Source organism: Pseudomonas sp. LBUM1641, from assembly GCF_059716235.1.
Genome location: NZ_CP166815.1, coordinates 5,243,273 through 5,255,996 on the forward strand (window position 1 = coordinate 5,243,273; position 12,724 = coordinate 5,255,996).

At 62.3% G+C, this 12,724-nt stretch carries 12 protein-coding genes; all 12 read right to left on the reverse strand.

Annotated features, from left to right (window positions below; genetic code table 11):
- Positions 1 to 15: 15 nt before the first annotated feature.
- A complete protein-coding gene (locus ACA046_RS23980) occupies positions 16 to 1,734 on the reverse strand; it encodes an ATP-binding SpoIIE family protein phosphatase (RefSeq protein WP_459022924.1) in 1,719 nt (572 codons plus the stop codon).
- Positions 1,731 to 2,036, reverse strand: coding sequence for an STAS domain-containing protein (locus tag ACA046_RS23985; protein WP_076015151.1), 306 nt, complete (start codon positions 2,034 to 2,036; stop codon positions 1,731 to 1,733). The genes ACA046_RS23980 and ACA046_RS23985 overlap by 4 nt, the downstream gene beginning before the upstream one ends.
- A 186-nt stretch (positions 2,037 to 2,222) precedes the next feature.
- A complete protein-coding gene (gene fliJ / locus ACA046_RS23990) occupies positions 2,223 to 2,672 on the reverse strand; it encodes a flagellar export protein FliJ (protein WP_076015150.1) in 450 nt (149 codons plus the stop codon).
- 3 nt (positions 2,673 to 2,675) lie between these two features.
- A complete protein-coding gene (gene fliI, locus ACA046_RS23995; protein ID WP_167663648.1) occupies positions 2,676 to 4,034 on the reverse strand; it encodes a flagellar protein export ATPase FliI in 1,359 nt (452 codons plus the stop codon).
- The gene (fliH, locus tag ACA046_RS24000; RefSeq protein WP_076015148.1) at positions 4,024 to 4,788 is read right to left on the reverse strand and encodes a flagellar assembly protein FliH; all 765 of its coding nucleotides are present in this window, start codon (positions 4,786 to 4,788) and stop codon (positions 4,024 to 4,026) included. Before fliH ends, fliI begins: the two co-directional genes overlap by 11 nt.
- 10 nt (positions 4,789 to 4,798) lie before the next feature.
- Positions 4,799 to 5,818, reverse strand: coding sequence for a flagellar motor switch protein FliG (gene fliG / locus ACA046_RS24005; RefSeq protein ID WP_017477457.1), 1,020 nt, complete (start codon positions 5,816 to 5,818; stop codon positions 4,799 to 4,801).
- The gene (gene fliF / locus ACA046_RS24010) at positions 5,811 to 7,586 is read right to left on the reverse strand and encodes a flagellar basal-body MS-ring/collar protein FliF (RefSeq protein WP_076015147.1); all 1,776 of its coding nucleotides are present in this window, start codon (positions 7,584 to 7,586) and stop codon (positions 5,811 to 5,813) included. The genes fliG and fliF overlap by 8 nt, the downstream gene beginning before the upstream one ends.
- A gap of 14 nt (positions 7,587 to 7,600) precedes the next feature.
- Entirely contained in the window at positions 7,601 to 7,933 is a 333-nt protein-coding gene (gene fliE, locus ACA046_RS24015; RefSeq protein WP_497675120.1) for a flagellar hook-basal body complex protein FliE, read from the reverse strand.
- Positions 7,934 to 8,063: 130 nt separating this feature from the next.
- Positions 8,064 to 9,446 carry a sigma-54-dependent transcriptional regulator gene (locus ACA046_RS24020; RefSeq protein WP_076015145.1) on the reverse strand — a complete coding sequence of 461 codons (1,383 nt, stop codon included), beginning with the start codon at positions 9,444 to 9,446 and terminating at the stop codon, positions 8,064 to 8,066.
- Between the two features lie 6 nt (positions 9,447 to 9,452).
- Entirely contained in the window at positions 9,453 to 10,664 is a 1,212-nt protein-coding gene (locus ACA046_RS24025; protein ID WP_318301521.1) for a sensor histidine kinase, read from the reverse strand.
- 110 nt (positions 10,665 to 10,774) lie between these two features.
- Complete coding sequence (locus ACA046_RS24030; RefSeq protein WP_497675121.1) at positions 10,775 to 12,250, reverse strand: sigma-54 dependent transcriptional regulator; 1,476 nt, start codon at positions 12,248 to 12,250, stop codon at positions 10,775 to 10,777.
- A gap of 170 nt (positions 12,251 to 12,420) precedes the next feature.
- Positions 12,421 to 12,717 carry a flagellar protein FliT gene (fliT, locus tag ACA046_RS24035; RefSeq protein ID WP_076015143.1) on the reverse strand — a complete coding sequence of 99 codons (297 nt, stop codon included), beginning with the start codon at positions 12,715 to 12,717 and terminating at the stop codon, positions 12,421 to 12,423.
- Positions 12,718 to 12,724 lie beyond the last annotated feature (7 nt).

Sequence of the window (12,724 nt, forward strand, 5' to 3'; positions counted from 1 at the left end):
TCAAGAATCGGCGGATTATGCCAGAGCCTTCCATGAAAACTCCACGCACACACACCGCCCGCCGTCCGACCAGCCTACCTGGCTGCTCAACTGCCGCACCAGGCTCAACCCCCGACCAGACAGACGGTCAACATCCAGCGGCCTGGCCAGCACCGCCTCCACATCAAACCCCGGCCCGCTGTCCTCGATCCGCAAGGTCAGACAACCACCCTCCCCGGTCGGCACTACATCCAGGTGCACCCGCACAAACCCGCTGTCCAACCGCGCCAGCCGCTCATTACGCTCACGGTAATACGCCGCAAACCCCTGAGCATCACGCTTGAGCCGCGAATCCAGCCCCAGCACCCCATGCTCCAGTGCATTGGAATACAACTCAGCCATCACGCTATACAACGCCCCGCTCTGCTCCCGCAGCCCGTGGATCTCCAACAGCAGCTGCAACAAATACGGCAAAGGGTTGTAGGACTTGAGCGTCTCGGCACGAAACTCAAAGCTCACCGACCAATCCAGCGGCGACGACTGGCCACTGTCGGAATACACCACCGACGGCGAACGCAAGGGCTCACCCGCCTGCAGGCTGATCTCCACCATGCTGACGTCATCGCGCACCTCGCCACGAAAAGCCGCCAGGGCCTGCTCGATCTCCTCGAACAACCGGTCCGGCTCACGGTTGGCCTCAAACACCTGCTGCAAACGCTCGGCGCCAAACAATTGCTCATGGACATCAGCGGTATCCAGCACGCCATCCGACAGTAGAAACACCCGGTCGCCCAGCGCCATCGGCCAGACTTCAGTGCGGTCATCAAACGCCTCGGCCGCCAATACGCCCAACGGCAAATGCCGCGACACCAGCGGCGTGCGCTTGCCGGTGGCGAGGTCATGCACATAACCCTCGGGCATGCCGCCGTTCCACACTTCCACCGCGCGGCGCTGGGCGCTGAGGCATAGCAAGGTGGCGCAGCAGAACATGTCCACCGGCAGGATGCGCTTGAGCTTGGCGTTCATCTCCCGCAGGGTCTGCGCCAGGCCGTAACCCTTGGCAGTCATGCCGTAGAACACTTCCGCCAGCGGCATCGCGCCGACCGCCGCCGGCAAACCATGACCGGTAAAGTCGCCCAGCAGCACATGCATATCGCCCGATGGCGTGTAGGCAGCCAGCAACAGGTCACCGTTGAACAGCGCGTAGGGCGATTGCACGTAGCGAATATTCGGCGCGGCATTGATGCAGCCGGAATGCGCGACCTTGTCGAACACCGCCTTGGCGACCCGCTGCTCCTGCAGCAGATAGTCGTGGTGCCGGGCGATCAGGTCGCGCTGCTGCAACACCGTGGCCTGCAAGCGACGCAGGCGGTCCATGGCGTTAATCTTCGCCGCGAGGATCACCTGGTTATAGGGTTTGGCCAGGAAGTCGTCGCCGCCGGCATCCAGGCACCGGGCCAGGGCTTCGCTCTCGCGCAGGGAAGTCAGGAAGATGATCGGCACCAGCGCCTCCCCCGCCAGTTGCTTGATCTGCCGGGCCGCTTCGAAGCCGTCCATTACCGGCATCAGTGCGTCCATCAACACCAATTGCGGCCGCTCGCGGATGAACACTTCCACAGCTTCCTCACCGTTGCTGGCGGTCAGTACCTGGTGGCCCTGACGGCGCACGATGCTCGACAGCAATAGCAAATCGGCGGCGCTGTCTTCCGCGATCAATACCGTCAGCGCCTCAAGGACCGGGGCCAGGACGCTCAAGTGAGATCGAACAGTTTGTCGAAGTTGGAGATGGCGAGGATCTTGCGCACGTCGGAGTTGCTGTTGACCACCTGCACTTCGGCATTGTCACCCCCGGCATGGTCCCGCAGCAGCAGGAGCATGCCCAGGGCCGAGCTGTCCATGTAGGTGGTTTCCTTCAAGTCCACCACGTAGATCTCGGGCACCTTGTAGAACTTTTCGTAGGCATCACGAAAAGCCTGGTGACTACCGAAATCGAATCGCCCCTTAACGGTGATCGTCGCTTTCTTCCCATCCAGGGACACTTCTGATTCGACTGACATACGACTGCTTCCTTGTCATTGGCAATGTGCAACAAGGTTTAGCAGGTGATGGGGAAGTGGGCAAATCCATGTAGGAGTGAGCTTGCTCGCAAAGAACGCAAGACCAGCGCGTAAATCCTGATTGCCCCGCGTTATCGTTGACGACCTTCGCGAGCAAGCTCGCTCCTACAGGGGGTTGCGGCGCGGTTAATACTGGCTCTGACGCGGCAGGCGCTGGGACAGCTCATCAAGCAGTTTCTGCTCGCGCTTGTCTTCCAGTGCGCGGGCTTCGTCGATGTAGCGTTGCACCAGTTTGCGCAGGCCTTCGACCCGGGCGTAGGCCTGTTGCCAGCTGTCGCGGGCCTTGTCGACGTTCGCCTGGTGCCACGCCAGGCTCTGGCGCTGTTGGCCGACGGCGGTTTCCAATTGATTGAGGAAGCCCTGGTAGCCCATCAGCCATTGGCCGGAGACGCCCTTGCTGCCGCGCTCGATCCACTGTTGCTGATACTCGCCGCGAAAGCGTTCCAGGTCGCCCAGCTTGCTTTCCGCCAGGCGAACCTGGCCCTGGAAGTAACCCAGGCGCTGGACGGCGGTTTTTTCAGCTTTTTCGGCCATGTCCACCACCGGGGCAAGGCGTGCGGCGCGGGTATTGGCCATGGTTTATCCGCCGGGTGCCGGAGCGAAGATGCTACCCAGGTGCGCCTCGCTCTCACCCATGCTGATCTTGTCGTTGAGGCCTTGGCGCAGGTAGGTCACCAGTTGCGGTTGCAGGGCAATCGCCAGGTCGGTCTCGCGATCACCGCCAGCCACGTAGGCGCCGACGCTGATCAGGTCGCGGCTCTGTTGATAGCGTGACCACAGCTGCTTGAAGTGCTGCGCCCGCATCATGTGCTCAGGCGTGACCACCGACGGCATCACCCGGCTGATGGAAGCTTCGATGTCGATGGCCGGGTAGTGCCCTTCCTCGGCCAAGCGCCGGGACAGCACGATGTGCCCGTCGAGCACGCCCCGCGCCGAGTCGGCAATCGGGTCCTGCTGGTCATCGCCCTCGGAGAGTACGGTGTAGAACGCCGTGATCGAACCGCCACCGGCTTCAGCATTACCGGCACGCTCCACCAGCTTGGGCAGCTTGGCGAATACCGACGGCGGATAGCCCTTGGTGGCCGGCGGCTCGCCGATGGCCAGGGCGATTTCCCGCTGGGCCTGGGCGAAACGGGTCAGGGAGTCCATCAGCAACAGGACGTTTTTGCCCTTGTCGCGAAAATATTCGGCAATACGTGTGCAGTACATCGCGGCACGCAGGCGCATCAGCGGTGCGTCATCCGCCGGTGAGGCGACCACCACTGAACGCTTGAGGCCTTCTTCACCGAGGCTGTGCTCGATGAATTCCTTCACTTCGCGGCCCCGCTCGCCGATCAGCCCCACCACGATGATGTCGGCCTCGGTGAAGCGGGTCATCATGCCCAGCAACACCGACTTACCCACGCCGGTACCGGCGAACAGGCCCAGACGCTGGCCGCGGCCCACCGTCAATAAACCGTTGATGCTGCGAATGCCCACGTCCAGCGGCACGCTGATGGGGTTGCGCTTGAGCGGGTTGATGGTCGGGCCGTCCATCGGTACCCAGTCTTCAGCCTTCATCCCGCCCTTGCCGTCGAGGGCACGGCCAGCGCCATCCAGCACCCGGCCGAGCATGCTCATACCCATGGGCAGGCGACCGGTATCGGCCAGCGGCACCACGCGAGCGCCGGGCGCGATGCCGGCAACGCTGCCGACGGGCATCAGGAATACTTTGCTGCCGGAAAAGCCCATCACTTCGGCTTCGACCTGCACCGGGTGGTAGCTGTCGTCGTTGATCACCATGCAGCGGCTGCCCATGGCGGCGCGCAGGCCTTCGGCTTCCAGGGTCAGGCCGACCATGCGCAGCAGGCGGCCCTCCAGGATCGGCTGGCCCGGCAACTCGGTGACTTCGGCATAGCCACCCAGGCGCTTGGCGAAGCTGGTGCGATCAAGGCGCATCGGGGGTGTCCAGCTCGACGCTCAAGTCCGGCTCTGCCGGGTGCAGCGCCTGCTCGTGCAATTGATCAAACAGCTTGGCCATGATCTGGGTGATTCGGGTTTCCACCGTAGCGTCGATGCGGCTGTGTTCAGTCTCGACCCGGCAACCACCGGGCAACAGCGCGGCGTCTTCGACGATGCGCCAGGTTTCTTCATGGCGCTCGCGCAGGGCTTTGACCTGTTCGAAATCCTGGGGATTGATGTACAGCCGCACATTGCCGACGCCCAGAGGCAGCAGCTTGAGGGCTTCGCGCATCACGCTTTCGATTTGCGTGGAGTCCAGGGCCAATTCGCGCTGAATCACTTGGCGAGTGATGTGCTCCACCAGCCCGACCATGGCTTTTTCGATCTGCGAATCCTGCTCGGCGATCGGCTCGAACAGGCTGCCCATCAAGGTTTCCAGGCTGGCGAGCTTGACGCTCAGCGCCGCCTCGGCTTCCTGCCGGACCTTGAGGGTGGTGCTGCGAAAACCGTCTTTCTCGCCGGTGGAAAAACCTTCGTTGTAGGCTTCCTGACGAATGCTTTCGAGCTCTTCCAGGGTCAGTGGCTGGACTTCTTCCAGCGGCACTTCTTCCATCTCGGCCGGGGTTTCTTCTACCGGCTCGGGCTCTGGCTCCGGGCGATGCGGGTCGAAACTGGGCAGCGACCAGACGTCGAACCCTCCGACGTCCCGTGCGCGAATCAGATCGCTGGGCGTCTCATCTTTGTTCGACATGCGCGGCGCCTTAAATCATTTCTTCGCCGCCCTTCCCACCGAGAACGATTTCTCCGGCTTCGGCCATACGGCGGGCAATGGTGAGGATTTCTTTCTGCGCAGTTTCCACGTCGCTGACGCGCACCGGGCCCTTGGCCTCGAGGTCGTCGCGCAACAGTTCGGAAGCCCGCTTGGACATGTTCTTGAAGATCTTTTCCTTGACGCCTTCGTCCGAGCCTTTGAGGGCCAGCACCAGCACGTCGGAGGAGACTTCACGCAGCAACGCCTGGATGCCACGGTCGTCGACATCGGAGAGGTTGTTGAACACGAACATGAGGTCTTCGATCTGCACCGACAGGGTATCGTCGATCTCGCGGATCGAGTCCATCAACTGGCCTTCCACCGAACTGTCGAGGAAGTTCATGATGTCGGCCGCACGCTTGATGCCACCCAGGGTGGTACGCGAAGCGTTGGAGTTACCCGAGAACTGCTTCTCGAGAATCGTGTTCAATTCTTTCAGGGCCGCCGGCTGTACGGTGTTCAACGACGAGACGCGCAGGATGATGTCCAGGCGCACCTTGTGGTCGAAATGGCCGAGCACTTCGCCGGCCTGGTCGGGGTCGAGATACGCCACCACGATTGCCTGGATCTGCGGGTGTTCGTAGCGGATCACGTCGGCCACGGCCCGCGGTTCCATCCACTTCAGGCTGTCGAGGCCGCTGGTGTTGCCACCCAGCAGGATGCGGTCGATCAGGCCGTTGGCCTTGTCTTCGCCCAGGGCCGAGGTGAGCATCTTGCGAATGTAGCTGTCGGAGCCGACGCCCAGGCTGGTCTGGTCGCCGACGATCTCGACGAACTCGCTCATCACCTGCTCGACTTGCTCGCGGTGCACATTGCGCATTTGCGCCATGGCCACGCCGACACGCTGAACCTCTTTGGGCCCCATGTGGCGCAGCACTTGGGCGGCGTCGGTTTCTCCGAGGGACAGCAACAGCACGGCGGCTTTGTCGACCCGGGAGAGTTTGGCTACTGCAGCTCGGCTATCACTCATCTGCGTTAATCCACTCTTTCACGACCTGGGCCACACGACCCGGGTCTTCGGCCACCAGGCTCTTGATTGCGTTCAACTGAGCGTCATAACCCTCGCTCGGGCTCGGCAACAGAATGCTTTGCGGGCCACCGAGGCTCACGCGGTCGTTGGCCAGTTCGCCATCCAGGCCGCCCATGCCACCCAACTCGACGTCGCCACCGGCCAGGGCCAGTTGTTTTTTGCCGTGACCGGTAATGTTGTTGAGCACCGGACGCAGCACGCCGAACACCAGCACCAGGATGAACAACACACCCAGCACTTGCTTGACGATGTCCCAGAACCACGGCTGAGTATAGAACGCTGCCTCGGCAATCACCTCGCCCCGCTCGGCGGAAAACGGCATGTTGATTACGCTGACGCTGTCGCCACGGCTGGCATCGAAGCCCACCGCGTCCTGCACCAGGCGGGTGAAGCGCGCCAATTCGTCGGCGCTCCACGGGGCACGGGTGACGGCGCCGTCGGCAGCGTTGATCTTGACCTGATCATCCACGACCACCGACACCGACAGGCGGTTGATCCGGCCCTGCTGCTGCTTGGTGTGGCTGATGGAGCGGTCGAGCTCGAAGTTCTTGGTGGACTGGTTGCGCTTGTCGGCCGGGTACGGCGCGAGCATTGGCTGGCCGGTGGCCGGGTCCATGATCTGCTGACCGTTGGCGTCCAGCAGCGGCTGGCCAGGTTGCACCGCGCCTGCGGTAGCAGCAGCGCCACCGGTGGTTTGCGGAGCGGTGGCCGGGGTTGGCGGCTGGTTGCTCAGGGCACCCGGCACGCCTTGCGGGCCATTGCTGGCGGTACGTTGTTCGGTGGTCGATTGCTCGCTGCGCAGGGCCGGCTGGTCCGGATTGAACTGCTCGGAGGTGGATTCGACGGCGCTGAAGTCCACGTCGGCAGACACTTCCGCCTTGTAGCGATCATTGCCCAACACCGGTTGCAGAATGTTGTGCACGCGCTGGGTCAGCATGCTTTCCATGCGACGGCTGTAGTCGAACTGCTTGCCAGCCATGGTCAGCGAAGAGTTTTCCGCGAGGTCCGACAGCAGGTTGCCCTTCTGGTCGACCACGGTGATTTGCGACTTGCTCAATTCGGGAACGCTGGTGGCCACCAGGTTGATGATCGCCAACACCTGGCCAGGCTCCAGGGAGCGGCCAGCAAACAATTCGACCAGTACCGAAGCGCTGGGCTTGCGCTCATCGCGCACAAACACCGAGCTTTTCGGAATCGCCAGGTGCACGCGGGCGCCCTTGACGTTGTTCAACGCAGAAATGGTGCGCGCCAGTTCGCCTTCCAGGCCACGACGGTAGCGGGTGGCTTCCATGAACTGGCTGGTACCCAGGCCCTGGTCCTTGTCGAGGATTTCAAAACCGATGTTGGCGTCGGACGGGGTGACGCCGGCTGCCGCCAGTTTCATCCGTGCACGGGCCACATCGTCGGCCTTGACCAACAGGGCGCCGGAATTCGGTTCGACGGTGTAGGCGATGTCTGCCGCCGCCAGGGTTTCCATGATCTGCTTGGAATCCATGCCCGCCAGGCTGCCGTACAGCGGGCGGTAATCCGGTTGCTGGGACCACAGCACCACGGCAAAACCAATCGCCACGCTGGCAGCCAGGCCGACCATCAGGCCCACCTGACGCAGCATGGTCATCTCGGAGAGGTTTTCCAGGAACGACAGGCCGAACAGCGGCGGCTTGCCGTCTGCCTTGGCGGGTGCGTTATCCACGACTGCTTCTGCCATGACTCAAATCGTCCTTAAACCGGCATCTGCATGATGTCTTGATAGGCTTGAACCAGCTTGTTGCGCACCTGGGTCAAGGCCTGGAATGAAACGCTGGCTTTCTGCGAGGCGACCATCACGTCGGTGAGGTCCACGCCGCTTTTGCCGATCTCGAAGGCGGTCGCCAACTGACTGGATGCCTGCTGGGTATCGCTGACCTTGTTGATGGCCTGGCCGAGCATGTCGGCAAAGCTGCTCTGGCCCAATTCCGGCGCGGCTTGCGCGGCGGATTTCGGTTGGGCCATGGCATCCATTTGCATGGACCGCATATCCAACATCAACCGATTGAACTCAACACCTTGGCTCATGACCTTCTCTCTCCGACGACCCGCAATTTTTTGACACTACACAGCGCTTACAGGGGTGGTAGCAACAAGGGTGCCAGCTCCGTGGCAATTCGTAAGAAAAGGCGACTGACCCTGTCGGCTTTGAGAGTTTTCAGGTGGCGTAGAGGTAGGCTTCCACATCCATCCCGGCATCGCGCATCTGCGCCAGCTTGTAGCGCAAGGTGCGCGGGCTGATGCCCAGGCGCTCGGCGGCTTCTTTGCGGCGGCCGCGCTCGGAGCGCAAGGTGTCGATGATCATCTGGAATTCGCGGCGGCGCAGGTCGTCGCCCAAGGCACCGGCCGACTCGGCAGGCGCAGCTTCGATCTGTGGCGCGGCCGCCAGGCTCGGCAACGGCGCGGCGCCGGTGCCCATGGCCAGGCAGAAGTCCTGGGGCTGGATCAAGCCGCCCTGCTGCAAAATCAACGCACGCTGGATGGCATTGTCCAGTTCCCGCACGTTGCCGGGCCATGGGTAGCTGATCAGGCAGGCCTGGGCGTCGGCCGACAGGCGCGCCTGGGCATGCTTCATTTTATTGACGTGCTTGCTCAGCAGGCGCTCGGCCAGCGGAATGATGTCTGCCGGGCGCTCGCGCAACGGGCGCCAGGCCAACGGGAACACCGAGAGACGGTAGAACAAATCCTCACGGAAGCGCCCCGCCGCCACTTCGCCCGCCAGGTCGCGGTTGGTGGTGGCAACCACACGGATGTCCAGTTGGATCGGCTTGCGTGCGCCCACCCGCTCCACTTCGCGCTCCTGCAATACCCGCAGCAATTTGGCTTGCAGGCCAAGGGGCATTTCGGAGATTTCGTCGAGCAGGATGGTGCCGCCGTCGGCCTGTTCAAACTTGCCGGCCTGGGCGGCGATGGCGCCGGTGAACGAGCCTTTCTCATGGCCGAACAAGGTGGCTTCGAGCATGTTGTCGGGAATGGCCGCGCAGTTGATCGCAATGAACGGCTGGCTGGCACGATGGGACTGCTGGTGGATATAGCGCGCCAGCACCTCCTTGCCGGTGCCGGACTCGCCGGAGATCAACACGGTGGAGTCGCTGCGGGCGACCCGGGCCGCCAGTTCCAGCAATTGCGCACTGGCCGGCTCGAAGGCAATCGGGCCTTCGCCGTCGGCGGCGCCCAGAGTGCCGAGGGCATGGCGCGCGACCAGCTCGATCAAGGCTTTGGGCTCGAAAGGTTTGACCAGGTAATCCGCAGCGCCCTGGCGCATGGCGTCGACGGCGCGCTCCACCGCACCGTGGGCGGTCATCAACAGCACCGGCAACTGCGGCTGGCGCGCGCGCAACAGCCCGAGTAACTGGTGGCCGTCCATACCCGGCATGTTCACGTCGCTGACCACCAGGCTGAAGGACTCCTGCTCCACTGCCTCCAAGGCTTCTTCGGCAGACCCCACCGCCCGGTAGTCATGGCCCGCCAGCAACAGCGTGTCAGCCAATGCTTCACGCAGGGCGCGATCGTCTTCAACCAATAAAACCTTGATAGCCATGACCTTTTACTCCGCGCTGACGGCGCATGAAAACAGCGGCAGCGTGATCAACGCGCACGTGCCGCGACCCAACCGGGAATGCAGCTGCAATTCTCCCTGATGGGCACGGGCGACTGCCTTGACCACGGTCAGGCCCAGGCCGGTACCGTTGGTTTTGGTGGTGAAAAAAGGTTCGCCGAGGCGTTGCAGCACCACCGGGTCAATCCCGCTGCCACTGTCGCTGATGCTCAGGCGCAGGGTGTCGCCACGGTTGTACAGGTGAACCTTGAGCCGCGCCCCGGGGCCGCTGGCCTGCGTCGCGTTTTCGATCAGGTTGAGCAGCGCGCCTACCAGCGTGTCGCGGTTGCACAGCAACTCGCCGTGATGGCTGTCGCACTGCCAACGGACTGACGCTTCCTGGATGTGGGTGGCGGCGGCGGCTTGCAGGGACTGCATCAATACGGCCGGGGTGACGCGATCGGTCAGCGGCAATTCGCCGCGGGCAAACACCAGCATGTCGCGCACTTGATGCTCCAGCTCGTGCAAACGCTCCTTCAAGCGACCGGCAAAACGCTGGTGAGTGGCTGCCGGCAACTGCTCATCAGTCAAATGACTGGCGTAAATCAGCGCAGCGGACAACGGCGTACGAATCTGATGGGCCAGGGAAGCAACCATCCGCCCCAGGGACGACAGGCGCTCGTGGCGTGCCAACTGGTCTTGCAGGTGGCGGGTTTCAGTCAGGTCGTTGAGCAACACCAACTGGCCGGGCTCGGCGTCCAGGGAACGGGTGGCGATGGACAAGCGGCGGCCGTCCTTGAGAGAGATTTCGTGGCCGTCGTCTTCCCGCGGCGCGAAGCAGCGGGTGATGACCTCGCGCCACAGCTCGCCTTCCAGCGGCAGGCCCAGCATGTCGCAGGCGGCCGGGTTGGCTTCGCGCACGCGGCCTTGGTCGTCGATGACGATCACGCCACCGGGCAACAGGTCGAGGAGATTTTGCAGGCGGTTGGCCAGGCGCTCTTTCTCGGCCAGCTCTTCCATGCGCTGGGCACTGACCACCGCCAACTCGCCTTTAAGCTCGGAAACCCGCGCTTCCAACAGGCTGTAGGAGTCAGTCAACTGGCTCGACATCTGGTTGAACAGGGAAAATGCCTGTTCAAGCCCAAGGCGGCTGATCTGCTCTACGGAGGGGGCAGGCCCCTGAATGTCAGGGACCGAAGATAGTTGGGCGGCGTGGGGCATCATGCTCTCTCGCTTGGCTGACCGTCAGTTAAACGGAACGTTGCGAGTGCTGTAGCAATACCCGTGCCGAAAAAAAACCGCTGATTAATCAGCGGCTTGAAAAACAGGCGTCAATCATCCGCCTGTTCATCACCTTCTTTGCGGCTCATGCCGTACTTGCGCATCTTCTCCACCAGGGTGGTGCGGCGGATGCGCAGGCGTTCGGCGGCACGGGCGACGATGCCGTTGGCGTCGTCGAGGGCCTGTTGGATCAGGCCTTGTTCAAGGCTACCGAGGTAGTCTTTCAAGTCCAGGCCTTCCGGCGGCAGCATGGCGGTGGAACCGAGGTCCGGCGTATGGCCGTTGATGGCCACGCGCTCTTCCAGGTCGCTGCGCAGGCTGTCTACCAACTGCTCGTCTTCATCGTCGACGTAGCGGAATTTCTTCGGCAGTTCGACCACGCCGATCACCCCGTACGGGTGCATGATCGCCATGCGCTCCACCAGGTTGGCCAGCTCGCGGACGTTGCCCGGCCAGCCGTGGCGGCACAGGGACATGATCGCCGCCGAGTTGAAACGGATCGAACCTCGCTTTTCGTGTTCCATGCGCGAGATCAGTTCGTTCATCAGCAGCGGGATGTCTTCGACGCGCTCGCGCAGGGGCGCCATTTCGATCGGGAATACATTGAGGCGGTAGTACAGGTCTTCGCGGAAGCTGCCAACCTCGATCATGCTTTCGAGGTTTTTGTGGGTGGCGGCGATGATGCGCACGTCGACGCTTTGGGTCTTGTTGCTGCCCACGCGCTCGAAGGTGCGCTCCTGCAGGACCCGCAGCAGCTTGACCTGCATCGGCAGCGGCATGTCGCCGATTTCGTCGAGGAACAGGGTACCGCCGTTGGCCAGCTCAAAACGCCCGGCACGGCTGGTGATCGCCCCGGTAAAGGCGCCCTTCTCGTGGCCGAACAGTTCGCTTTCCAGCAACTCTGCGGGAATCGCTCCGCAGTTGACCGGCACAAATGGCCCGTCGCGGCGCTTGGAGTGGTAATGCAGGTTGCGCGCGACCACTTCCTTGCCGGTGCCGGACTCGCCGAGGATCAGCACGCTGGCATCGGTGTCGGCGACTTGCTGCATCATCTGGCGCACGTGCTGGATCGCACGGCTGGTGCCGACGAGGCTGCGGAACAGGTTGGGTTCGCGGTGACGGCCGCGCTCGCGGGCCTGGTCGTACATCTCGCGGTAGACCTGGGCACGGTGCAGGGAGTCGAGCAATTTGCTGTAGCTGGGAGGCATTTCGAGGGTGGAAAGGACACGACGGCGCTGGTCTTCCGGCAGGTCGACAGAAGAAATATCGCCCATTAGCAACACCGGAAGGAACTCATCCCAGGTTGACAGTGTCTTTAACAAGCCCAGAACGGAGCCGGGAGCGCTAACCGTACCGATCAGCACGCAGATGACTTCACGACTCGACGACAAAGAGCTGACCGCCTGCTGCCAATCATGGCTGCCGCAGGGTAGATTTTCTTCGCCAAGAAAATTCAGGATCACCGCCAGATCGCGGCGCCGAACGCTATCGTCATCGATCAGCAGAATTTTGGTTTCACGCCACATGCAATAGCAACTTCCCTAGTAAAACTTAATGCCCTCGAGTTGGGGCAATCTAGATAGCTGTAGGCGTTTTCTGCGCTACAGCTTTCTGACGTCTGAAAATAGCACTAGTTAAGTCAAAAATATGTGCACAGTCAAATTTATGACGCGCCTTGTTCGGATTAACTGAGCCTTCAGCCGAACAGATGGTAAACCTTTGACGCACTTTCCGCTCGGTTGATCTGCGACATCTCCTCGAATATCGCTTGGCGCTCTCCGGTTGTCACCTCAAGCAGCTGCTGATAAACCGCCAGCAAACTCTCCAGTTTCTCCCGCAGGGCATCCTCGTCCACCGGCGCATTGCTCAGCGCCTCATCAATTACCGCACGGCACCCCAGGTCCAGCTCGCCAATGGCGTCCCAGTTGCGGGCGACCAATGCGTCCATCAAGGCTTCGCGGGTTTCGTCAATCCGTTGCAGGGCGTGACTCATGACATCT

What these genes read in the sequence shown, in the direction of transcription:
- ACA046_RS24030 (WP_497675121.1), bottom strand. Translation starts at nt 12,250, where the DNA reads ATGTGGCGTGAAACCAAAATTCTGCTGATCGATGACGATAGCGTTCGG.
- ACA046_RS23985 (WP_076015151.1), bottom strand. Translation starts at nt 2,036, where the DNA reads ATGTCAGTCGAATCAGAAGTGTCCCTGGATGGGAAGAAAGCGACGATC.
- fliI (WP_167663648.1), bottom strand. Translation starts at nt 4,034, where the DNA reads ATGCGCCTTGATCGCACCAGCTTCGCCAAGCGCCTGGGTGGCTATGCC.
- ACA046_RS24025 (WP_318301521.1), bottom strand. Translation starts at nt 10,664, where the DNA reads ATGCCCCACGCCGCCCAACTATCTTCGGTCCCTGACATTCAGGGGCCT.
- fliJ (WP_076015150.1), bottom strand. Translation starts at nt 2,672, where the DNA reads ATGGCCAATACCCGCGCCGCACGCCTTGCCCCGGTGGTGGACATGGCC.
- fliT (WP_076015143.1), bottom strand. Translation starts at nt 12,717, where the DNA reads ATGAGTCACGCCCTGCAACGGATTGACGAAACCCGCGAAGCCTTGATG.
- fliF (WP_076015147.1), bottom strand. Translation starts at nt 7,586, where the DNA reads ATGGCAGAAGCAGTCGTGGATAACGCACCCGCCAAGGCAGACGGCAAG.
- fliH (WP_076015148.1), bottom strand. Translation starts at nt 4,788, where the DNA reads ATGTCGAACAAAGATGAGACGCCCAGCGATCTGATTCGCGCACGGGAC.
- ACA046_RS24020 (WP_076015145.1), bottom strand. Translation starts at nt 9,446, where the DNA reads ATGGCTATCAAGGTTTTATTGGTTGAAGACGATCGCGCCCTGCGTGAA.
- fliE (WP_497675120.1), bottom strand. Translation starts at nt 7,933, where the DNA reads ATGAGCCAAGGTGTTGAGTTCAATCGGTTGATGTTGGATATGCGGTCC.
- fliG (WP_017477457.1), bottom strand. Translation starts at nt 5,818, where the DNA reads ATGAGTGATAGCCGAGCTGCAGTAGCCAAACTCTCCCGGGTCGACAAA.